This window comes from Stenotrophomonas sp. 05N423, from assembly GCF_056397145.1.
The window spans coordinates 329,996-350,650 of the sequence record NZ_JBFTMV010000003.1 but is presented as its reverse complement, the minus strand read 5'-3'; the positions used below and the strand labels follow the sequence as shown (position 1 = coordinate 350,650).

Genomic DNA, 20,655 nt, shown 5'->3' with positions numbered 1-20,655 from the left:
GCCATGAACAGATGCGATCACCGTTGGGGGAGGGACGCAGCATCCGCTGTCACGCAGCTGCGCTGCCCGCCGGTCTTCGGCGGGCGCGCATCATGGACCAAACGGATAGATGCGTGAAGGGGAGAAATCCGCCATCCCGCCGGAGCGATCGTTTCGCAGGCATGGACGGCGGCGCCGTTTCCGGGCCGCCGCCGCCGTTGCCGTCAGGTTTCGCGCAGGGCAGTGGTGATCGGCAGCCGCGCCGCGCGCAGCGCCGGGAACAGGCCGCCGACCAGGCCGATGCCCAGTGCCCACTTCAACCCGCTCCACAGCAGCTCGGGCGAGACGTGGAACTTGAATACCACCGCGCTGAAGTTGCTGCCGATGGTTGACACGCTGTAGCCGTTGAACACCAGCCAGGCCACCGCGCAGCCGAGCAGGCCGCCGACCAGCGCCAGCAGCATGGTCTCCAGCATCACCGCGGTGACCACCGGCAGGCCGCGGAAGCCGATCGCGCGCATGGTCGCGATCTCCCGCGCGCGCGTGGCCACCGCCGCGTACATGGTGTTGAGCGCGCCGAACACCGCGCCCACCGCCATGATCGCGCCGATCACGGTGCCGAGGACGCTGATCAGCTTGTTCAGCCCGCCGCCCTGCTTGCGGTAGTAGTCGCGCGTGGTCTCGACATCCAGCTTCAGGCGCGGGTCGGCCGCCACCGCCGCCTTGAACCGCTCGAAGCCGGGCTTGCCCTCGGTGCGCACGCTGATCGACTGGTAGGCGCTGCGCTGGTAGGTGGTGGCCAGCGTCTGCACGTCGGTCCACAGCTCCGAATCGTGCGCGTCGCCGGAAGCGAACACGCCGACCACCGTCCAGGCCTGGTTGCCGAGGCTGAGGGTCTTGCCGACCTCCATGTCGCGGAACTGGCCCTGCGCGCCTTCGCCAACCACGATCTCGCGCAGGCCCGGCTTGAACTGCCGGCCCTTCACCAGCTTCACCTTGCCGTGCACCTCCCAGGCCATGTCGCCGACGCCGCGGAACTGCGCGTTGACGTCGGTGCCGTCGGCCCTGGACACCAGGTTGACCACCTGCGACAGCTCTGCCGACAACAACGCGCGGCCCTGCGCGTCGTGCGCCACGCCCGGCAGCGTGCCCAGCAGCGGCACCTGGTCGCGGGTGATCACCGAGTTGGTCTCGGCCTGCGAGCCGCCGCGCAGCACGATGGCGGTGGTGTCATCGCCCGTGCTGTCGAGCGTGGCCTGGAAGCCTTCGCCCATCGCCAGCATCGCCACCAGCACGCCGACCACGCCGGCGATGCCGACCACGATCACCGACGAGGCGCCCCAGCGTTGCGGCAGGCTGGCGATGCCGATGCGGGTGGCGGCCAGTGCCAGCCGGCCGCTGCGGGTGAGCGGCAGCCACAGGGCGATGAGCAGGGCCACGGCCGCGACGCCCACCCACGGCAGGACGATCCAGGCGCCCAGGCCGATGGCGAGCAGGAGGATCACCAGTGAATTTGCAATGAACTTCTTCATGGTTGTTCTCCTTATCGTCCGGCCAGTGCGTCGACGATCTTCAGCCGCTTGGCGCGCAGCGCCGGCAGCACGCCCACGATCAGGCCGATCAGCACGATCAGGCCCGCGCCCACCAGCCAGGTCTGCAGCGGCACGTGCGGCGGCAGCATGCCCATGGTCTTGGGCGCCATCGCCGGCAGCGCCAGCGCCGCCAGGCCCAGGCCGATGGCGCCGCCCAGGCCCACCAGCAGCACCGATTCGACCATCACCAGCGCCAGCACCGTGCCGTCCTTGAAGCCCAGCGTCTTGAGCGTGGCCAGCTCGGGAATGCGCTCGCGCACCGCCTGCGCCATGGTGTTGCCGGTCAGCAGCAGCAGGGTGAAGAACACCGCGCCCATGATCGAGGTGACGATCATGCCGATGTCGGCGAACTGCTTGATGAAGGCCTGCTGGAACGCCGATTCGGTCTGGCTCTTGGTCTCGTGGTCGGAGTTGGCCGAGATCGCGTCGATGGCCTGCGCCACGCGTGAGGCGTGGTCGGCGTTGTCCAGCGTCACCGTGTACCAGCTCACCTGGTTCTTGATGTAGTCGTTGGATTCGTCGAAGTACTTCCAGTTCATCATCAGCTGGCGCTCATCGTTGGCCGCGGTGGCGGCGTTCTTCGAGTGGAAGATGCCTACCAGCTGCAACGGCCAGTCGTTGCTGCCGCCGCGCGGGAAGATCGTGGCCTGCAACGGGATGGTGTCGCCGATCTTCCAGCCGAACTGCTGGGCCAGGGTCGCGCCGACGATGGCGCCGGTGCGGGTGTTGTGGAAGGCGTCCAGCTGCTCCTTCGGCACCTCGAATTCGCGGTACACGTCGAAATAATTCGGCGCCACCGAGAAGTTGGGGAAGAAGTTCTTCGGGTCCTGGTAGATGCCGCCGAACCACATGGCGGATGTCACGTCGCGCACGCCCTGCACCTGGCGGATCTGCGGGTCCAGGCGGATCGGCAGCGACTGGGTGATCGACAGCCGCGAGGTGACGACCAGGCGGTTGGCGCCGGCGACGCTGCTGCCGCCGCTGCTGAAGGCCACGCGCACCGAATCGAGCATGCCGAACAGCAGGAACGCGGTGACCACCGACAGCAGGGTGAACAGGGTGCGGGTGCGGCTGCGGAACAGCTGCGCCCATATCAGGGAGAAATATTTCATGGCGCACCTCCCTGTGCGCCACCCTGCGGGCGGCTTCGCCGCGAAAGACACCGATCGTGTTGTTTTTTCATGGTCGCGCTCCTCAGTGCACCGGGGCGTCGACCAGCTCGCCCTTGTCCAGATGCACGGTATGGGTGGCGTACTCGGCCGCCTTCGGATCATGGGTGACCATGATGATGGTCTTGCCGTGCTCGCGGTTGAGCAGCTGCAGCAGCCCCAGCACTTCCTCGGCCGAGTGGCGGTCCAGGTCGCCGGTGGGCTCGTCGCAGATCAGGAAGGTGGGATCGGAGACGATGGCGCGGGCGATGGCCACGCGCTGCTGCTGGCCGCCGGACAGTTCGTTGGGACGGTGGTCGCGGCGGTCGGCCAGGCCGACCAGGGCCAGCGCGATCTGCGCGCGGCGCTTGCGCTCGCCGGCCGACAGGCTGGTCAGCAGCAGTGGCAGTTCCACGTTCTTCTGCGCGGTCAGCATCGGCATCAGGTTGTAGAACTGGAACACGAAGCCGACGTGGTGGCTGCGCCAGGTCGAGAGCTGGCCGGCGCCAAGCTGGTCGATGCGCTGGCCTTCGATGGCGATCTCGCCGCCGGTGGGCGTGTCCAACCCGCCGATCAGGTTGAGCAGGGTGGTCTTGCCCGAGCCGGACGGGCCCATCAACGCGACGAAGTCGCCGCGGGCGATGTCCAGGTCGATGCCGTGCAGCACCTGCACCTTCTCGGGGCCGCGCTGGTAGGTCTTGGTGATGTTGCGGAGGGTGACGAGGGCGGTCATGGGTGGTCCTCTGCGGTGGGTGGCGGGCGCTGCCGCGCCGTTCTGCTTTTTCCCCCGCGTGGGCGGGAGCGGTGAATGGGGCGACGCTTCTGCGGTTGCGGTTGCGGTTGCGGTTGCGGTTGTTGCTTTTGCTTCCTGCTTTTGATTTCCCCCGGCCGTAGAGCGAGCCGAGCACCGCAGCGGGGCAGGGGGCGAAGAGGCGCACGTGTCTGAGCGAAGCGAGTTGTGCGCCGTCCCCCTGGCCCGCGAGGAGCGCAGGGGACCGGCGGGCGCAGCCCGACGGATCGCGGCCCGGCCCGTGTTTCTCTTGGTTACTTCTCTTTGCACGAGAAAAGAGAAGTAACTCGCGCCCCGCAGGGGAGCGAAGGCTCTTGATCCTGCTTTTGCTGTTGTTTCGGCCTCTCAAACACAAACGGCAACAGCCAAGACAGCAGCAAAGCAACGGGGTGGAGCCAAGGCAGGAGCTTGAAAGCAAAGCTTTCACTCCTGCTTCGCAGGAGCGAGCCGCCTTTCTTTGCTCGTGCAAAGAAACGTGGCCCAAAGAAAGCACGCCCTGCCTCCGCGCCCAACGCGCTACGCGCGTCGGGTCCACTCCGCTGGCGGGATTTTTCGACGAGACATCCATGTCTCGTCGAAAAACGACGTGCATCCATGCACGTCGCCCTTCGGGTTTTCCCCGCCGGCTCCGTCGCTGCGGAAGGGGGGCCGGAGGATCAAGAGCAAGAGCAAGGGAAACAGCAACAGCAACAGCAACAGCAACAGCAAAATCGGGTTGGTGCGGCGATCTGGCTTCCGAAGCTCATCTCCCTCCGGAGCGAGAAGGCACGGCTTGCACGCCACTGGTGCGCGTGCCTTGGAGCGCCCACACAGCTGGCGTGGACCGGGGCGGAGTGAAGGTCGGGCGAAGCCCCGTGACTGAACATGGCAGGTGCTTCGTCTGTAACCCTCATCGCCCCTTTGGGGCATCTTCATCCCGAAGAAGAAGGGAAGAACGTTTTTTGTGGTGAGCCGTAGGGCGCCAACCGTCACACGGCCGAACGGATGCGGCTCACTGCCCCGCGTCGCTGGCCAGTACCACCTTGTCGCCCTCCTTCAACGCCGGCGGCGGGTTCACCACCACCGTCTGACCCGCCGACAGGCCCGACAGCACCTGCCGGTCCTTGCCCATCTCCATGCCGGTCTTCAGCGCCTGCGCCTGCACCGTGTCGTCGCCACCGACCACGAACGCCACCGCGTCCTGTCCGCGCTGCACGATCGCCGCCGCCGGCACGCGCACGCCTTCGGGTTTCTTCTGCCCGGCCTCGGCCGGCTTTTCCAGGAAGCTCACCCGCACGCCCATCTCCGGCACGATGCGCGGGTCCTTCACCTTCAGCGCCACGCGCACCTTCACCGTGGCCTTGCCGCGGTCGGCGGTGGGGATGATCGCGATCACCTCGGCGGGGATCTTCCAGTCCGGGTAGGCATTGAGCACCGCTTCCACCGGCATCTTCGGCTGTACGCGGCCGATGTAGGCCTCGCCGACCTCGACCTCGATCTCCAGCGATTCCATGTCCACGATGGTGCCGATGCCGGTGCGGGTGAAGCCGCCGCCGGCCGACAGCGGCGAGACGATCTCGCCCGGCTGCGCGGCCTTGGCGGTGACCACGCCGGCGAACGGCGCGCGCACCACGTTGTTGTCCACGCCCAGGTCGGCGATGGCCAATGCGTCCTGCGCGACCCTGGCGTTGTGGCGGGCGGAGGCCAGCTGTGCGCGCAGGTTGTCGCGCTGGGCGACGGACTGGTCGTACTGAGAGCGCGACACCAGCTGCCGGCCCACCAGCTGCTGCAGGCGCTGCGCGTCGGCCTCGGCCTGGCGCAGCTGCGCCTGCAGGCCGTCGACCTGGCTGCGCGCGGCATCGAGCTGGGCGGCGTTGAGCGCGCGCTGCGCGTTGGCGTCGATCGGGTCGAGCGTGGCCATGACCTGGCCTTCCTCCACGCGCATGCCTTCCTCGATCATCACTTCGCGTACCTTGCCGGTGATCTTGGCCGAGACGGTAGCCATGCGCCGCGCCACCACGTAGCCGCTGGCGTCGAGCACTGATGCGCTGGCGCTGTCCTGGCCGATGGCGACCACCGGCGCGGTCTCCACCACCACCGGCTTGCCGCGGCTGAAGAAGATGCCGGCCGCGATCGCCAGCACCAGCGCCAGCAGCAGGCCCAGTACCCACCACAGCCAGCGGCGTGGCGAGGACGGGCCGGACGGCGGCGGCGCCGAACGGTCGATGCGGAGTTCCTTGAGCAGGTCTGCGGAGGTGTTCATCGGCACCAGGACGGAGAAAGCGGAAAGATGTGACGGAAAGTAACCCAAACCGGTCCGGCGGGCTTGCCGGCGACGGAGACCGATTCTAGGCAGGGCCTGTCCATGGCGCAGGTGACGGGTGTCACCCGCTTGGCCTGACCGCCCGCACTGCAGGGCGACGGCGCGCATCGCTACCTTGGCGCCATTCCCGACAGGAGGCGACGAGATGGACGCGAACGGCGAAGTACTGGCATGCCTGCGCGGCGTGCACAAGCGCTACGGCGCGCTGCAGGCGCTGGCCGGCGTGGATCTGGATCTTCATGCCGGCCAGGTGCTGGCGTTGCTCGGCCCGAATGGCGCCGGCAAGACCACCACCATCGGCCTGCTGCTGGGCCTGCTGCGCGCCGATGCCGGCCAGGTGCGCCTGTTCGGGCACGATCCGCAGCAGGTGGCGGCACGGCGCGGCATCGGCGTGATGCTGCAGGACGCGGCGCTGCCGCCGACCTTGAAGGTCGGTGAACTGCTGCGGCTGACCGCGAGCTATTACCCGGCGCCGCGCCCGCTGGCCGAAAGCGCGGCGCTGGCCGGGGTCGAGGAACTGCTCGACAGGCCCTACGGCAAGCTGTCCGGCGGCCAGCAGCGGCGCGTGCAGTTCGCCCTCGCCCTGTGCGGACGGCCGCGCCTGCTGTTCCTGGACGAACCCACCGTCGGCCTCGACCTGCCGGCGCGGCAGCGGCTGTGGGCCACCGTGCGCGCACTGGCCGGCGAAGGCGTGGCGGTGGTGCTGACCACGCATTACCTGGAGGAGGCCGGGCACCTGGCCGACCGGGTGTGCGTGCTGATGCGCGGGCGCATCGTCAGCGATGGCAGCGTGGATGCACTGCGCGCGCGGGTGGAAACGCGCCGCGTCCGCTGCGTCTCCACGCTGGACGCCGATGCCGTGGCCGCCTGGCCCGGCGTACGCCAGGTACAGCGCGACGGCATGCGGCTGGATATAGCCAGCGACCAGGCCGAAGCAGTGGTGCGGCGCCTGCTCGACACCGATCCGGCACTGTCCGGCCTGGAAGTGCAGGCCGCCGGACTCGACGAAGCGTTCTGCGACCTGACCCGCGACGACGGCGTCGCGTCTTCCGATCTGCGCGAGGCGGCCTGATGAATACCCTGCGTTCTTCCTTCTCCGCCGCGCAGGCGCCGATGCCGCGCCGCCGCGTACTCGCCGCCTATCTGCAGGAGACGCGTGCCGAATGCCTGCGCTACGTGCGCAGCCCGTCGTTCCTGCTGCCGACGCTGCTGTTTCCGGCGGTGTTCTTCCTGATGTTCGGCGTGGTGCTGGCCGGGCGCGGCACGCCGGAGGCGCCGCGCTTCCTGCTGGCGTCCTATTCCACCTTCGGGGTCATGGCGCCGGGCCTGTTCGGTTTCGGCATGTCGCTGGCGCTGGAGCGCGACAACGGCCTGCTCACCCTCAAGCGCGCGCTGCCGATGCCGCCGGCCGCGTACCTGGTCGGCAAGATGGCGATGGCGATGCTGATGGCCGCGCTGATCACCACCCTGCTGCAGACGCTGGGCCTGACGCTGGCGCACGTGCAGCTGCAGGCGGCGCAGATGCTGCATCTGGCCCTGGTCTGCATCGCCGGCGCCGTCCCGTTCTGCGCGCTGGGCCTGCTGCTGGGCACTCTGGTGAAGGGCCAGGGCGCGCCGGCCATGGTCAACCTGCTGTACCTGCCGATGGCCTTCCTGTCCGGGCTGTGGTTCCCGCTGCAGATGCTGCCGCCGCTGGTGGCGGCGCAGGCGCCGCTGTGGCCGAGCTACCACCTCAATGCGCTGGCGCAGTCGGCGGTCGGTTTCGATACCGGCAGCGCCTGGCCGCACCTGCTGTGGCTGGCGGTATTCACCGGTATCGTGTTCGTCATCGCCGTGCGCCGCCTGCGCCGGCATGGCTGATGGCATCATCGACGCCTGCGCGACAGGAACCGCCCCGTGAACCACCGCCACCTTCCCGCCTGGCTGAAGCCCGCTTCCGATTCGGTGGTGGCCGACAACCTCAAGCTCGGCAAGTGGCCGTGGATCGACGCCGTGCACCTGCTGTGGACGGTGTGGGTGTTCCTCACCCCGATGTTCGGCGGCGGCTTCACCCTGCGCTGGCTGCTCATCACGCTGTGGTCGTACCCGCTGTTCCTCCTGTTCTACGGGCTGACCCTGGTGACGTCGCGGCGCCGTGCGCCGATCTTCGCCCTGGCGATGATCGCGCTGTCGATGGCGCTGCTGCCCATCTATCCTTCGGGCATGAGTTACTTCGTGTTCGGCTGCGTGATGCTGCGCACCAACCGCTGTATCGGCGTGCGCCGATATCTTCTGGAACTGGCGCTGCTCAACGCCGGCTTCGTCTCGCTGGCGTGGTGGATCGGCTATCCATGGCAGGTCTTGGCCTGGATACCGGCGTTGACGGTGATCATCGGCCTGATCGTCAACGTCGAGCGCGCCGCCAGCGAGAAGGATGCGGCATTGCGGCTGTCGCACGAAGAAGTACGGCGGCTGGCCGCCACCGCCGAGCGCGAGCGCATCGGCCGTGACCTGCACGATCTGCTCGGGCATACGCTGTCGCTGATCACGTTGAAGATGGAGCTGTCGCGCAAGCTGTTCGAGCGCGACCCGGCGCGTTCGCAGCGCGAGCTGGCCGAGGCCGAGCAGATCGCCCGCGACGCGCTGGCGCAGGTGCGCAGCGCCGTCACCGGTTTCCGCGCCGCCGACATGGCCGCGGAAATCGCCTCCGCGCACCTGCTGCTGGAATCCTCGCGCGTGCACCTTCGGCATGCGCCGCCGCCGCCGATGCCCGGCTGGATCGAATGCGGACTGGCGATGGTGCTGCGCGAGGCGGTCACCAACATCGCGCGGCACGCGCAGGCCAGCGAGGCGACGATCGCGCTGCGCATCGATGGCGGGGCGGTGGTGCTGGACGTGGCCGACAATGGCCGCGGTGGCGTATCCGCCAACGGCAATGGGCTGGCCGGCATGCGCGAGCGGGTGGCGGCGCTGGGCGGCACCCTGCGCATCGACTCGCCGCGCGGCGGTGGCACCGCGCTGACGGTGACGGTGCCGCTGGGAGACGGGAACGCGGCCGCGCCTGCCGCCTTGCCCGATCCCGATCCCGATCCCGACCTCGCCGCCATCGAGGCGCGCGCATGATCCGCATCCTGCTGGCCGAAGACCAGGCGATGGTGCGCGGCGCGTTGTCGGCGCTGCTGAACCTGGAGGCCGACATCGAGGTGGTCGGCAGCGCCGCCGATGGCGAGGCAGCGTGGCGCGAGCTGCAGCGGCTCGCGCCCGACGTGCTGGTCACCGACATCGAGATGCCCGGCCTGACCGGGCTGGAGCTGGCGCAGCGCGTGCAGCGCCACGGACTGGCGGCGAAAGTGGTGATCGTCACCACCTTCGCACGCACCGGCTTCCTGCGCCGCGCGCTGGATGCCGGCGTGCAGGGCTACCTGCTCAAGGACGCGCCGGCGGAGAAACTGGCCGAAGCCCTGCGCCAGGTGCATCGCGGCGGCCGCGCCATCGACCCGCAGCTGGCGGTGGAAGCCTGGTCCGAGGCCGATCCGCTCAACGACCGCGAACGCCAGGTGCTGCGCCTGGCCGGCGAAGGCCGCTCGGCCAACGAGATCGCCGAACAACTCGGTCTCTCGCACGGCACCGTGCGCAACTACCTGTCCGAATGCATCGGCAAGCTCGGCGTCGCCAACCGCATCGAAGCGCACCGGCTGGCGCGGCAGAAGGGCTGGCTGTAGCGCCGAGGGCAGGCAGCATGACGGAAACCACGCCGACGGGAAGGCCAGGGGCAGTCAAGGCAGCGGGTAGCCCGCTACAGCCCCTGCTGCCTCTGCTCCCGGGCGGCATCGAGATCGGCCAGCAGCGCCTGCACGCTGGCATCGTTGCGTGCAATGTGTGCCTGGACCTCGGTTTCGAGCTCGGCGACCTGTGCCGCATCGGCGTCGTCCGGTACCGTCTGCATGCGTTCGGCCATCCGGTCCATGTCCTCTTCGATCGCCCGCATGCGCAGCGCGATGTCGAAATCCTTGTCGCCCATGCCCGGATGCCAGTAGGTGAGCAACGGGCCGCCTGCACGCTCGCAAAGGATGCGGGCTGATCGATGGATCAGTTCGGGGTTCTCGCGCAGCAGGTCGAGCGGAACCGGCAGGGTGCCGATGCGTTCCCTGCTCTGCAGGGCGCGCCTGTGCAGCCAGCGGCTGGGCGGTGGCAAATTGCGCAGGTAACGAGCTGCATCACGCACGCCGAGCATCAGTACATATGACTGGCCGTAGCGCGTGTAGGTGCTCTGCAGGTGCATGCCGACCACCTCGCTCCATGGGACGGGGCCGTACATCGCGTGGTCGATGCACCGTGCATCCATGCGCAGCATTGGACCGGGACGCAGGAACTGGGCCAGCAGCTGCCATGCAAGTAGAAGCAGAAATGCGGTGAACGCGGCGAACAGCGCGAACATGACCCAGCGGTGCGTTGCCGCCGCCAGATAGGTGCCGATGCCCAATACGGCGACCATGAGTATCAGCAACAGTGGCTTGCCGATGTCGCTGCGGGCCTCGAACAACAGGTCGCCGCGGCTTGCGTCGTGCGATTTCCCGCCGCTGCTCCGCCGCCGTTGTTCAGCAGGCTGCTGCCGTCGGTCCAGCCTTCGGTAAAGCCAGAGAGCGGTACCCAGGATGAGCGCACCGGCAAGGGGAAGACTCCACGCCAGCACGGCTCTTCGCTCGGGCAAGGGGACATCGTTCAGGAGATGGGCCAGCACCGGCACGCTTCCGACCAACAGGAGCAGGCCGGAAGCCGTCATGACGATCAATAGTGCGAATTTGCCAAGTGCGCGCATCCCTGCCATTCCCCGGTCCTTTGGCGGGATCGTCACCGACCGGCGCCGTGGCTGTCCAGCGCCGCCACATGGCGCTCCCAGCATGGCGATGCTGCGCCGAGGCGGAGGGCGCTACCGCGTACGCCTGCCAGGCTTAGGCGGCTTCGGCGGCGGCATCAGTTCGGCGGTACGCAGGATCAGCCGGCGCAGCGCATCGGCGTCGTCCAGCAGTTCGTCGGCCACCGGGTAGTCCTTCGCACCGGGGTAGGGCGCACGTTGCGGCAGCAGCGGCGCCAGTTCGGCGGCCGCCGCGGAGGGTTTGACGAACAGGCTGTTGTCGCAGGCGAAGGCCACCACCTTGTCGTCGACGTAGAGCGCGTACTCGCCGAACATCTTCCGCTGCGTGAGCCGCGGGCCGAGCGCGATCTGCTCGGCCACGTAGTCGATGAAATCGCGGTCGGTGGCCATGATGGCTCAGCCGCCGTAGCGGGCCTGGAGCATCGCCCAGGCCGAGCGCAGCGCAAGCGCCTCGCCGCCGGCCGGGCGGCCCGGGCGCTCGCCGTCGTTCCAGGCGTAGACGTCCAGGTGCGCCCACTTCTGGCCTTCCTCGACGAAGCGCTCCAGGTAGAGCGCGGCGGTGACGCTGCCGGCCATGCGCGAGCCGGCATTGGCCAGGTCGGCGATGCCGCTGTGGAGGTAACGCAGGTACGGACGCCACAGCGGCATGCGCCACACCGGGTCGCGGGTGCGGTCGCCGGCCTCCAGCCACTGCTGGGCGAGCGTGTCGTCGTTGGCGAACAGCGCCGGCAGGTCGGGGCCGAGGGCTATGCGCGCCGCGCCGGTGAGCGTGGCGAAATCGACGATGGCGTCCGGCTGCTGCTCGCTGGCGTAGGCCAGGGCGTCGCACAGGATCAGGCGGCCTTCGGCGTCGGTGTTGTCGATCTCCACGGTGATGCCCTTGCGCGTGGTGATGACCTCGCCCGGGCGGAACGCATCGGGGCCGATGGAATTCTCCACCGCCGGCACGATCAACGTCAGCCGCACCGGCAGCTGCCGCGCCATCACCAGCCCGGCCAGCGCCAGCGCGTGCGCGGCGCCGCCCATGTCCTTCTTCATGTTGCGCATGCCGTCGGCCGGCTTGATGTCCAGCCCGCCGGTGTCGAAGCACACGCCCTTGCCGACCAGCGCCAGATGCGGCGCGGCCTCGTCGCCCCAGCGCAGCACGATCAGCCGCGGCGCGCGATGCGAGGCGCGGCCGACGGCGTGGATGGTGGGGAAGTTGCGTTCCAGCAGTTCGTCGCCGGCGATCACTTCCAGCGCGCCGCCATGGGCGTCTGCGAGTTCGCGGGCGGCGTCTTCCAACTGCTGCGGGCCCATGTCCTCGGTCGGCGTGTTGACCCAGTCGCGTACGCGCAGGCAGGCGGCGAGCACGTCCAGCACTTCCGGCGACGGCGTGGCGGCCAGTTGCGCCGGTTGCCGCGCCGGCTTGCGGTAGCGGGCGAAGCGATAGCTGCCCAGGCCCCAGCCCAATTGCAGGTTGGCGATGTCGGCCGCGTCCAGCGGGGTGGCCAACTGCCAGGTGCTGCCGGCCGGCAGTGCGAACGGCGCATGCGCGTAGGCGTAGGCATCGGCGCGGTCGCCGACGCCCAGTACCGCGCCGGCCAGCCCGCCGTCGCCAGGCAGCAGGGCGACGCTGCCCGGCGCGGCGGCGAACTGCTGGCTGCCGAGCCAGGCGCGGATCACGGCCGGCTGGGCGTCCAGCCACGCGGCGAAGCTCGCCTTGTCCAGCACGTGCAGCGGAAGTGCGTTGCTGGCGTCGGAGGTGAAGCCTGCGGGAGACAGCGAAGCGGACATGGGGGTCATTCCTGGTAGTGGGGGGCGGTGGCTCGCGATGGCCGGCAGCCCGTTGTCACGATGCCGTTCCGATACGTGGAAGCAGCCAGTAGAGGGCGGCACAATTCAATATCACGCTGATCCAGAACCCAAGCTGGAAGCTGGTTTTGCGGGTCTTGTGGCGGAATACCTGCTGCGCCAGCAGGCCGCCCGGCCAGCCGCACAGCAGGTCGAACAGGTGCAGGGTTCTTTCCTGCGTGCGTTGCAGATTCTGGTTGGCGGCGCTCTTGTCCAGCGCATAGGCAATGAACGACAGGGCGCTCATTCCTGCAAAGGCCAGTGTTACCGCAAGCGGCCACCAGTGCAGCCACGTGCCGGCGACCAGCGTGATGAGTGCGCCGGCCAGGATCAGGCGATGCACCAGATCCCGCCATTTGCTGGAGGCATGGCGTTGGCGTGCGGTGACTTTGGTTTCGTTGCGGCGCTGTGCCTGCGCACGCATCACGTCGGCATTGACGAAGCTGACGTTCACTGCGTTCAGGCGGCCCTTGTCGTCGCGTCGGGTTTCATAGCGGACCAGGTCGCCGCTACCCGGGCGGCGACCGGCATATTCGATGGTCTTGATGTGCACGAAGGCGCGCGCCGCATGATCGACGCCGGCCTGCGATTCGAGCGGGCGCACGAAGCCGTAGCCCTTGCCGTCGTTCCACTGTTCGATGCGGCCGAGCTGCGGCATCGGCTCAATCCTGCGCGTCCAGCCAGTCGGCCAGCCCGGTGAGGGTGTCGAACTGCAGGTCCGGCTGCGGGCCGGCGTGGGTCCAGGCGTGGGATTCGCGGTTGATCCAGCAGCCGCGCAGGCCGGCGCGCATCGCCCCGGCCACGTCCATCTCGGCGTGGTCGCCCACGTGCAGCACATGGGCATGCGCCACGCCCAGGCGCTCGCAGGCGGCGTGGAAGATGCCCGGGTCCGGCTTGGCCGCGCCGAACTCGCGCGAGCCGAGCTGGAAGGCGAACAGCCCGCCGATGCCGATGCGCTGCAGGTCGGCGTTGCCGTTGCTGACCGCGGCCACCGGCACGCGCGCGGCGATGCGGCGCAGCGCGTCCAGCGCGTCGGGGTAGAACTCCACCTGGTTGCGCGCGGCGTAGAACGCTTCGTAGGCCGGTTCCAGCAGGTCCATGCCGGCGCCGCTCTTCTCCAGCGCCTCGGCCAGGGTGAGGCGGCGCAGCGCGCTCAGGTCGTAGTGCAGGTGCGGGTTGTCGTCGAAGGTGCGCACGCGCAGTTCGCGCATGGCCTCTACCGGGTACATCGCCGCCGTGGCCGGGCTGTGGACGCGCATCCAGTCGTGCAGCACCTGGTCGATGCGGGCGCCGATGGGCGCGAACGGCCAGAGTGTGTCGTCCAGGTCGAGGGTGATGGCTAGGACAGGAAAGTTCACGGGGCCATTTTACGGCAGCGGACCGGGCCGCGCCTTGCCTATTCCAGCAATCGCGCCCAGCCCTGCATGCCGTCCAGCCGCGCCAGCACCAGTTTGGCGCAGACCAGCAGCGGCACCGCCAGCAGCAGCCCGATGATGCCCCACAGCCAGCCGGACAGCATCAGCGCGAGCACCAGCATCAGGGGCGAGATCGCCATGCGCCGGCCCAGCACGATCGGCGTGACCAGCTGCCCCTCCAGCGTGTGCAGCGCCAGGTAGACCAGCGCCGGTGCCGCCACCGCCAGCGGCTCGCGGAACTGGGTCAGCCCGACCAGCAGCATCAGCGCGATGCCGAGCAGCGGGCCCACGTACGGCGCGAAGTTCAGCAGCATCGCCACCGTGCCCCACAGCAGCGCCTCGGGCAGGGCGATGCCCAGCAGCGCCAGCACCCCGGCCAGCGCCAGCCCGAGCAGGGTGTTGATGATGGTGATGGTCAGCACGTAGCGCGATATCTCGCGCTCCATCGCACGCAGGATGTCGGTGGTGAATCGCTTCTGCTGGCGGTTGGGCAGCAGCGCGATCACGTGCCGCTGCAGGTTCTCGCCGTAGATCATGAAGAACAGCGTCAGCAGCACCACCGCCAGCGCCGAGGCGGCCAGCCGCGGCGTGCGCACCAGCACCTTGTACGGATCGTCGAGCCGGGTACGGATCACCTGTACCTTGCGGTTGTCCTCGCCGCCGGCGGCGCGGGCGAAGCTCTCCGCAGCCTGGTTGGCCTGCTGCATCGGCCGCACCAGGTCCTGTACCTTGCGTGAGACTTGGCGCAGCTGCTGCGGCGCCTGCGCGAACCAGTCGGTCGCCGGCTCGGCCAGCTGCAGCGTCAGCGCGCCGGCCGCGGCCAGGCCCATGGCCAGCACCAGCAGCGCGGCGAGGAAACGCGGCAGGCGCAGTTTCTGCAGCAGGCGGATGATCGGGTTGCCGACCAGGGCGAAGAACATCGCCAGCAGCACCGGCAGGATCACGTCCTGCGCGGCCCACAGCGTGTAGCCGACCGCCAGCGTGGCCAGTACGAGCACGGCCGAGGACGCGCGCGGGCGCGGTGTCGGCGGGGCGGGTTCGGTGGCGGGCGGGCAGGGATCGGACGGCAGTGCGGGCATCGCGGCACTCCGGAGCGGGAAGGGCGCGGCCGGCGGCCGCGCGGATCAGGATTCTGACAGCTTGGTGGCGGCTGCGGCCGCCTGCGGAGGTGGGCCGGCCGTGGCTTCCGGCTGCGCGGATACGCCCGCGCCGTCGTCCGTGGCGGTTCCGCCGGCCGCCATGCCCGCCGCGGCCGCCAGTCCCGCTTCATGCAGGGAGGCGATCGACGCCTGCGCCGAGGCCACCAGGCCCGATACCGAGCTGATCATCTGCAGCCAGCGCGCGCCGCTGAAGGCGCCGCCCGGCTCCAGCTTGCCTGCCACGAAACCGCCGGCCAGGCCGGCGATGACGATGCGGCCCGGCGTCCAGCTGCGGCGCCAGGTCGTCTCCAGCGCGTCCCAATGCTGCACGGTCTCGTCCATGCGCACCTGCACGACGGCTTCGGCGCGGCGCACGCGGCGCTGCAGGGCATCGAAATTCATGGCGTGCCGTCCCCCGGGACATTCACGTCGGCGTCGGGATCGTCCTCGGCCGGTTCGTCGAACAGGCCCAGCCGCGACAACTGCCGGCGCGTGGCGTGCATGCCGGTGTGGTGGAAGAAATACGTCACCCGCCAGACCGCATAGCCGGTGACCGCCAGGCTCGCCACCGAGGTGATCAGCAGGGATACGAACCACGACAGCCCGACGTAGTGCAGGAAGGCGATCAGCGTGGCCGCCAGCAGCAGCCACGCCGAGGCGCCGAACACGATGGCCACGCCGCTCCAGGCCAGCGCGCGCCCGAAGGCGCTGCGGGCCAGGGCGAAATCGGCCGAGGCCAGGCGCCGCAGCGAGCGCAGCGTGTGCGTCGCCGAATCCAGCGTCTGCCGGCCGGCGCTGCCGACCTGGCGGATGCTTTCTTCCAGCCCGGGCGCCGCGTTGCCTTCCTCGCCCATGCCGTTGCCGGTGGCGCCGGGTGGTGGCGCGTTGTCGCTCACGCCCGGGTCAGTCGTTGCTGCGGGCGAGCTTGGCGATGATCCAGCCGGCGGCGAAGGCCACGCCGAACGAGGCCAGCGGGCGCTCGCGGATCAGGTCGGCGGCGCTGTCGATCAGGTCCTTGCCCTTGTCCATCAGTGCGTCCATCTGCTCCTTCGCCGCGGCGCCGGAGAGTTCGGCGGCGGCCAGGCCGGACAGCGCGCTGTCGGACAGCTCCGCCTTCACGTTGGCCTTGCCCAGGCGCAGTTCGTCGCCGGCCGTGCTGGCCGCGTCCTTGACCGCCGAGCCGGCGGCGCGCGCCGCGGATTTCAGGTGCGATCCGGCATCGCCCAGGTGTTCCTTCATGCTGTCGGTGTTGGTGGGGCTCATCACTTCGTCTCCTCGTTCGGCGGGAGCGCCACCGTGGCGGCGCAGGGGGAAAGCAATACCAGCGATGGGGTGTAAGAAACGTTAGAACCTGTCCGCGCTCCTGTTGCGCGCGCCCTGCGGTCCGCGTGCGGTGCTCGCAATGCTCGCGTATTCACATGCGTTGCGCATGCTCCGCTCCACCACGGGCCACAGGCCTTCGCTCTCGACGGAGCGCGAACAGGTTCTGCCGAGCGCCGGTCGATCATCGCATCACCAGCTGGCCCTGCGTGTCGCCGCGCACGATGCGCAGCACCAACTGCTGCGGACGCGGGCTGAAACTCGCGCGCCAGCTGGCGAGATCGACGAACTCGCCGCTGCTCGCCGCCAGCACGATGTCGCCGCCGGACAGGCCCGACTGCGCGGCGCGGCTGCCGCGCGCCACCTCGCTGACCAGCACGCCGTTGAGGCCCGCCTGGCGCGCCGATTCGGGCAGGTCGACGAAGGTGGCGCCGGACAGGCGCGGGTCCAGCGTGTCGCCGGTCACCGCGCGCGGTTGTTCCTTGAGCGTGGCCTTGAGCTGCAGCGGCTTGCCGTCGCGGCGCACGTCCAGGTCGACGACGCGGCCCACCGGCTGCAGGCCCTCGAAATTGTGCAGCGCCTGCGCATTGTCCACGCGCTGGCCATTGATCGCGGTGACCACGTCGCCGGCGCGCAGCCCCGCCGCGGCCGCGGCCGAGCCGGACAGCACGCGGGTGACCAGCGCGCCGCGCGCTTCGGCCAGGCCCAGGCCCTGTGCGATCTGCGCGCTCAGGTTCTGCGTCTCCACGCCCAGCGTGCCGCGCACCACCACGCCCTTGGTGATCAGCTGCTCGACCACGTCGCGGGCGAGGTTGGAGGGAATGGCCAGGCCCAGGCCGATGTTGCCGGCCATGCTGCCCTGCGGGTTGAAGCTGGCGGTATTGATGCCGACCAGCTGCCCGGCCAGGTTGACCAGGGCGCCGCCGGAGTTGCCCGGGTTGATCGAGGCGTCGGTCTGGATGAAGTTCTGGTAGCCCAGCCCGCGGATGCCGCTGCGGCCCACCGCCGAGACGATGCCCGAGGTCACGGTCTGGCTGAAGCCGAACGGGTTGCCGATGGCCACCACGAAATCGCCGGTGCGCAGCTGGTCGCTGTCGCCCAGCGGCAGCGCGGTGAGTTTGTCGGCCGGGATGCGGATCAGCGCGATGTCGGTGTCGCGGTCCGAGCCGAGGAACTCGGCCTTGACCGTGCGCCCGTCGGCCAGCGTCACCTGCACGTCGTCGGCATTCTCGATCACGTGGTGGTTGGTCAGCACGTAGCCCTTGGCCGCGTCGATGATCACGCCCGAGCCCAGCGACTCGTTGATGCGCTCCTGCGGTACCTGCGGGAACAGGCGGCGGAAGAACGGATCGTCGAAGAACGGGTTGCGCACCCGCACCACCTGCTTGGTGTTGACACTGACTACTGCCGGCATCACCCGTTCCAGCATCGGTGCCAGCGACGGCACCGGCTGGCCGGCGACCGAGGCCGGCAGCGCCGCGGTGGCGGGCAGCAGGGCGCCGGTGGATGCCTCGGCGCGGTTGTCCAGGTGGGCATTGATGGCGCTGGCGGTGAAGCCGCCGAAGGCGGCGGCAAGCGCGAGGGTGAGCAGGGTCGGGAGCGGTCGCATAAGGGCCGGGGTTCCATGCTGGGACGCCGCACGGGGCGTCCGGGTGGGGCGGGAGTGGCTGAACGGGAGTGTGGCGGCAGCCACCTAAATCGACAATGAAATGTTCCGCAGCGCCGCAATCGCAAGGGCGCCAAGCCCTGCGCCGATTGCAAGATCCCCGGCGCATATTTTTCGTTTGACATCACCCCTATGGTGGGTAAGCTTGGCGTCGCCATCAGCCACTAGATGTTGGGTTGATGTGAAATGCGTCCCCAAGAAGTAGGGTTGAGGCCCGGGGTGCAGGCACCCCACAGGAAGGCGTGCAATGACGACGGAAGCGATGCAGACAGCCGGCCCCCGCCGGACCAATCCCCGCCCGCCCGCAGGCGCGTGACCACGCGCCGGCATCGTCGTCGTTGCAGCCCGGCCCGACCGGGGAAACGGTAAATCGCACCGCAAGGTGCACAAGGAGAGTTCCCACCATCATGAGCACGGTGCGTCTGGAAGTGGTCAGCAACCCAACCCGATCGGACCTTATCCCCCTGCAGCCCGCCTCGCAGGACATCTGGGACAAGAAGTACCGCCTCAAGACCAAGGCCGGCGAGGCGCTGGATGCCGACATCGACGGCACCTACCAGCGCGTGGCCCGTGCCCTGGCCGACGCCGAGGGCAGCGACGACAAGCGCGCCTACTGGTACGAGCGTTTCGTCTGGGCGCTGCGCCGCGGCGCGATTCCGGCCGGCCGCATCACGTCCAACGCCGGCGCGCAGGAACACAAGCCGGCCACCAGCACGATCAACTGCACCGTGTCGGGCACCATCACCGACTCGATGGACGGCATCCTGGAGAAGGTCCACGAAGCGGGCCTGACCCTGAAGGCCGGCTGCGGCATCGGCTACGAGTTCAGCACGCTGCGTCCGCGCGGCGCGTTCGTCGCCGGCGCCGGCGCCTACACCTCCGGCCCGATGTCCTTCATGGATATCTACGACAAGATGTGCTTCACCGTGTCCTCGGCCGGTGGCCGCCGTGGCGCGCAGATGGGCACCTTCGACGTGTCGCACCCGGACGTGAAGGACTTCATCCGCGCCAAGCGCGAGGACGGGCGCCTGCGCCAGTTCAATCTGTCGCTGCTGATCACCGACGGCTTCATGGAAGCGGTGGACCAGGACGCCGACTGGCCTCTGGTGTTCCCGATCAACATCAATGAACAGGCCGAGCTCGACCCGGCCAGCGGCGAGGAAGTGGTCTGGCGCGAGTGGCCGACCCACGAGAACTACATCGTGCGCGACGACGGCCTGGTGGCCTGCAAGGTGTACGGGCACATCCGCGCCCGCCACCTGTGGGACATGATCATGGTCTCGACGTACGACTACGCCGAGCCGGGCTTCATCCTGATCGACCGCGTCAACGAGATGAACAACAACTGGTGGTGCGAGAGCATCCGCGCCACCAACCCCTGCGGCGAGCAGCCGCTGCCGCCGTACGGCGCCTGCCTGCTGGGCTCGGTCAACCTGACCAAGTTCGTGCGCGACCCGTTCACCGACAAGGCCTCGTTCGACTGGGACGAGTACAAGGAAGTGGTGCGCGTGTTCACCCGCATGCTCGACAACGTGGTCGAGGTCAACGGCCTGCCGCTGGAGCAGCAGCGCAACGAGATCATGCGCAAGCGCCGCCACGGCATGGGCTTCCTCGGCCTGGGCAGCACCATGACCATGCTGCGCATGAAGTACGGCTCGCCGGAGTCGTGCGGATTCACCGAGGCCATCGCCCGCGACATGGCCGTGGCCGGCTGGGAAACCGGCCTGGAGCTGGCCCGCGAGAAGGGCCCGGCGCCGATCATGGAGGAGGCCTTCGACGTCACCGCCGCGATGCTCCGCCAGCGCCCGGAAATGCGCAAGGACGGCTGGAAAGCCGGACAGAAGATCCAGGGCAAGGTGCTGCACGCGCGCTACAGCCGCTACATGCAGCGCATCGCCTCGGTCGCCCCGGAACTGGTGGACGAACTGGCCGAGACCGGCGCGCGCTTCACCCACCACAGCTCCATCGCGCCGACCGGCACCATCAGCCTGTCGCTGGCCAACAATGCTTCCAACGGCATCGAGCCGTCGTTCGCGCACCACTACAGCCGCAACGTGATCCGCGAAGGCAAGAAGACCAAGGAGAAGGTGGACGTGTTCTCCTTCGAACTGCTGGCCTACCGCGAACTGGTCAACACCAGGGCCATGCCGTTCGCCGAGGACGCCGAGGCACGGCTGCCGGATTACTTCATCGCCGCCGACGACATCTCGCCCAAGGAGCACGTGGACGTGCAGGCCGCCGCGCAGAAGTGGGTGGACAGCTCGATTTCCAAGACCGCCAACGTACCGACCGACTATCCGTACGAGCAGTTCAAGGACATCTACCGCTACGCCCACCAGCAGGGCCTGAAGGGCTGCACCACGTTCCGCTTCAATCCCGCCGCCTTCCAGGGCGTGCTGGTCAAGGAAGCGGACCTGGAGAACACCACCTACCGCTTCGAGCTGGAAGACGGCCAGGTGGTGGAGGTCAAGGGCAACGAGCAGATCGAGTACGACGGCGAGATGCACACCGCCGCCAACCTGTTCGATGCCCTCAAGGAAGGCTACTACGGCAAGTTCTGAGGTCGCCTTCGCAGGCCGTTCCGCCGTTGGGCGGAACGGCGACGGTGGTTCCGCC

19 protein-coding genes are annotated in these 20,655 nt (G+C 69.0%); 5 read left to right on the top strand and 14 right to left on the bottom strand.

The features are described from left to right. Positions 1 to 203: 203 nt before the first annotated feature. From AC1DGW_RS08030 to AC1DGW_RS08015, 4 genes are all read right to left on the bottom strand, one after another. The gene (locus AC1DGW_RS08030) at positions 204 to 1,511 is read right to left on the bottom strand and encodes an ABC transporter permease (protein WP_478021355.1); all 1,308 of its coding nucleotides are present in this window, start codon (positions 1,509 to 1,511) and stop codon (positions 204 to 206) included. Positions 1,512 to 1,522: 11 nt separating this feature from the next. After that, a complete protein-coding gene (locus tag AC1DGW_RS08025) occupies positions 1,523 to 2,683 on the bottom strand; it encodes an ABC transporter permease (RefSeq protein ID WP_478021353.1) in 1,161 nt (386 codons plus the stop codon). Positions 2,684 to 2,765: 82 nt separating this feature from the next. Continuing rightward, complete coding sequence (locus tag AC1DGW_RS08020) at positions 2,766 to 3,452, bottom strand: ABC transporter ATP-binding protein (protein WP_478021351.1); 687 nt, start codon at positions 3,450 to 3,452, stop codon at positions 2,766 to 2,768. A 1,048-nt stretch (positions 3,453 to 4,500) separates the two neighbouring features. Beyond that, positions 4,501 to 5,751 carry an efflux RND transporter periplasmic adaptor subunit gene (locus AC1DGW_RS08015; protein WP_478021349.1) on the bottom strand — a complete coding sequence of 417 codons (1,251 nt, stop codon included), beginning with the start codon at positions 5,749 to 5,751 and terminating at the stop codon, positions 4,501 to 4,503. A 205-nt stretch (positions 5,752 to 5,956) separates the two neighbouring features. Here AC1DGW_RS08015 and AC1DGW_RS08010 point away from each other — a divergent pair, with 205 nt between their 5' ends. The 4 genes from AC1DGW_RS08010 to AC1DGW_RS07995 are packed head-to-tail and all read left to right on the top strand — an operon-like array spanning position 5,957 to position 9,512. Next, entirely contained in the window at positions 5,957 to 6,883 is a 927-nt protein-coding gene (locus AC1DGW_RS08010; RefSeq protein ID WP_478021347.1) for an ABC transporter ATP-binding protein, read from the top strand. Continuing rightward, a complete protein-coding gene (locus AC1DGW_RS08005) occupies positions 6,883 to 7,671 on the top strand; it encodes an ABC transporter permease (protein WP_478021345.1) in 789 nt (262 codons plus the stop codon). Before AC1DGW_RS08010 ends, AC1DGW_RS08005 begins: the two co-directional genes overlap by 1 nt. Before the next feature lie 36 nt (positions 7,672 to 7,707). Then, entirely contained in the window at positions 7,708 to 8,913 is a 1,206-nt protein-coding gene (locus tag AC1DGW_RS08000) for a sensor histidine kinase (protein ID WP_478021343.1), read from the top strand. Beyond that, positions 8,910 to 9,512 (top strand): response regulator, encoded by a 603-nt coding sequence (locus AC1DGW_RS07995; protein WP_478021340.1) that lies wholly within the window; start codon positions 8,910 to 8,912, stop codon positions 9,510 to 9,512. Before AC1DGW_RS08000 ends, AC1DGW_RS07995 begins: the two co-directional genes overlap by 4 nt. A gap of 74 nt (positions 9,513 to 9,586) precedes the next feature. On the opposite strand, the gene AC1DGW_RS07990 is transcribed toward AC1DGW_RS07995, so the two are convergent. The 10 genes from AC1DGW_RS07990 to AC1DGW_RS07945 all read right to left on the bottom strand — a co-directional run bounded on the left by AC1DGW_RS07990 (position 9,587) and on the right by AC1DGW_RS07945 (position 17,982). Further along, positions 9,587 to 10,618: a hypothetical protein gene (locus AC1DGW_RS07990; protein WP_478021337.1), complete on the bottom strand. Its 1,032-nt coding sequence runs from the start codon at positions 10,616 to 10,618 to the stop codon at positions 9,587 to 9,589. 102 nt (positions 10,619 to 10,720) lie between these two features. Beyond that, the gene (locus AC1DGW_RS07985; RefSeq protein ID WP_478021334.1) at positions 10,721 to 11,056 is read right to left on the bottom strand and encodes a TfoX/Sxy family protein; all 336 of its coding nucleotides are present in this window, start codon (positions 11,054 to 11,056) and stop codon (positions 10,721 to 10,723) included. Positions 11,057 to 11,062: 6 nt separating this feature from the next. After that, positions 11,063 to 12,442: a leucyl aminopeptidase family protein gene (locus tag AC1DGW_RS07980; RefSeq protein WP_478021332.1), complete on the bottom strand. Its 1,380-nt coding sequence runs from the start codon at positions 12,440 to 12,442 to the stop codon at positions 11,063 to 11,065. 55 nt (positions 12,443 to 12,497) lie between these two features. Beyond that, the gene (locus tag AC1DGW_RS07975; protein WP_478021330.1) at positions 12,498 to 13,157 is read right to left on the bottom strand and encodes a DUF1294 domain-containing protein; all 660 of its coding nucleotides are present in this window, start codon (positions 13,155 to 13,157) and stop codon (positions 12,498 to 12,500) included. Between the two features lie 4 nt (positions 13,158 to 13,161). After that, on the bottom strand, positions 13,162 to 13,857 hold the full coding sequence (locus AC1DGW_RS07970) for an HAD family hydrolase (RefSeq protein ID WP_478021328.1): 696 nt from the start codon (positions 13,855 to 13,857) through the stop codon (positions 13,162 to 13,164). 38 nt (positions 13,858 to 13,895) lie between these two features. Next, entirely contained in the window at positions 13,896 to 14,993 is a 1,098-nt protein-coding gene (locus AC1DGW_RS07965; protein WP_478021326.1) for an AI-2E family transporter, read from the bottom strand. Positions 14,994 to 15,038: 45 nt separating this feature from the next. Next, positions 15,039 to 15,455, bottom strand: coding sequence for a protein sip-5 (locus AC1DGW_RS07960; protein WP_478021324.1), 417 nt, complete (start codon positions 15,453 to 15,455; stop codon positions 15,039 to 15,041). Then, the gene (locus AC1DGW_RS07955) at positions 15,452 to 15,949 is read right to left on the bottom strand and encodes a phage holin family protein (protein WP_478021322.1); all 498 of its coding nucleotides are present in this window, start codon (positions 15,947 to 15,949) and stop codon (positions 15,452 to 15,454) included. Before AC1DGW_RS07955 ends, AC1DGW_RS07960 begins: the two co-directional genes overlap by 4 nt. A gap of 7 nt (positions 15,950 to 15,956) precedes the next feature. Continuing rightward, complete coding sequence (locus tag AC1DGW_RS07950; RefSeq protein WP_055766593.1) at positions 15,957 to 16,316, bottom strand: hypothetical protein; 360 nt, start codon at positions 16,314 to 16,316, stop codon at positions 15,957 to 15,959. Positions 16,317 to 16,557: 241 nt separating this feature from the next. After that, on the bottom strand, positions 16,558 to 17,982 hold the full coding sequence (locus AC1DGW_RS07945; protein ID WP_478021320.1) for a Do family serine endopeptidase: 1,425 nt from the start codon (positions 17,980 to 17,982) through the stop codon (positions 16,558 to 16,560). 464 nt (positions 17,983 to 18,446) lie between these two features. On the opposite strand from AC1DGW_RS07945, the gene AC1DGW_RS07940 reads away from it, so the two are divergent. Further along, the gene (locus AC1DGW_RS07940) at positions 18,447 to 20,600 is read left to right on the top strand and encodes an adenosylcobalamin-dependent ribonucleoside-diphosphate reductase (RefSeq protein ID WP_478021318.1); all 2,154 of its coding nucleotides are present in this window, start codon (positions 18,447 to 18,449) and stop codon (positions 20,598 to 20,600) included. The last annotated feature ends 55 nt before the right edge of the window (positions 20,601 to 20,655 follow it).

Excerpts from the sequence above, each read along its gene's own strand:
- AC1DGW_RS07990 (WP_478021337.1), bottom strand. The coding sequence starts at position 10,618 with ATGGCAGGGATGCGCGCACTTGGCAAATTCGCACTATTGATCGTCATG.
- AC1DGW_RS08025 (WP_478021353.1), bottom strand. The coding sequence starts at position 2,683 with ATGAAATATTTCTCCCTGATATGGGCGCAGCTGTTCCGCAGCCGCACC.
- AC1DGW_RS08015 (WP_478021349.1), bottom strand. The coding sequence starts at position 5,751 with ATGAACACCTCCGCAGACCTGCTCAAGGAACTCCGCATCGACCGTTCG.
- AC1DGW_RS08020 (WP_478021351.1), bottom strand. The coding sequence starts at position 3,452 with ATGACCGCCCTCGTCACCCTCCGCAACATCACCAAGACCTACCAGCGC.
- AC1DGW_RS08030 (WP_478021355.1), bottom strand. The coding sequence starts at position 1,511 with ATGAAGAAGTTCATTGCAAATTCACTGGTGATCCTCCTGCTCGCCATC.
- AC1DGW_RS07980 (WP_478021332.1), bottom strand. The coding sequence starts at position 12,442 with ATGTCCGCTTCGCTGTCTCCCGCAGGCTTCACCTCCGACGCCAGCAAC.
- AC1DGW_RS07965 (WP_478021326.1), bottom strand. The coding sequence starts at position 14,993 with ATGCCCGCACTGCCGTCCGATCCCTGCCCGCCCGCCACCGAACCCGCC.
- AC1DGW_RS07995 (WP_478021340.1), top strand. The coding sequence starts at position 8,910 with ATGATCCGCATCCTGCTGGCCGAAGACCAGGCGATGGTGCGCGGCGCG.
- AC1DGW_RS08010 (WP_478021347.1), top strand. The coding sequence starts at position 5,957 with ATGGACGCGAACGGCGAAGTACTGGCATGCCTGCGCGGCGTGCACAAG.
- AC1DGW_RS07950 (WP_055766593.1), bottom strand. The coding sequence starts at position 16,316 with ATGAGCCCCACCAACACCGACAGCATGAAGGAACACCTGGGCGATGCC.
- AC1DGW_RS07960 (WP_478021324.1), bottom strand. The coding sequence starts at position 15,455 with ATGAATTTCGATGCCCTGCAGCGCCGCGTGCGCCGCGCCGAAGCCGTC.
- AC1DGW_RS07945 (WP_478021320.1), bottom strand. The coding sequence starts at position 17,982 with ATGCGACCGCTCCCGACCCTGCTCACCCTCGCGCTTGCCGCCGCCTTC.
- AC1DGW_RS07985 (WP_478021334.1), bottom strand. The coding sequence starts at position 11,056 with ATGGCCACCGACCGCGATTTCATCGACTACGTGGCCGAGCAGATCGCG.
- AC1DGW_RS07940 (WP_478021318.1), top strand. The coding sequence starts at position 18,447 with ATGAGCACGGTGCGTCTGGAAGTGGTCAGCAACCCAACCCGATCGGAC.
- AC1DGW_RS08005 (WP_478021345.1), top strand. The coding sequence starts at position 6,883 with ATGAATACCCTGCGTTCTTCCTTCTCCGCCGCGCAGGCGCCGATGCCG.
- AC1DGW_RS07975 (WP_478021330.1), bottom strand. The coding sequence starts at position 13,157 with ATGCCGCAGCTCGGCCGCATCGAACAGTGGAACGACGGCAAGGGCTAC.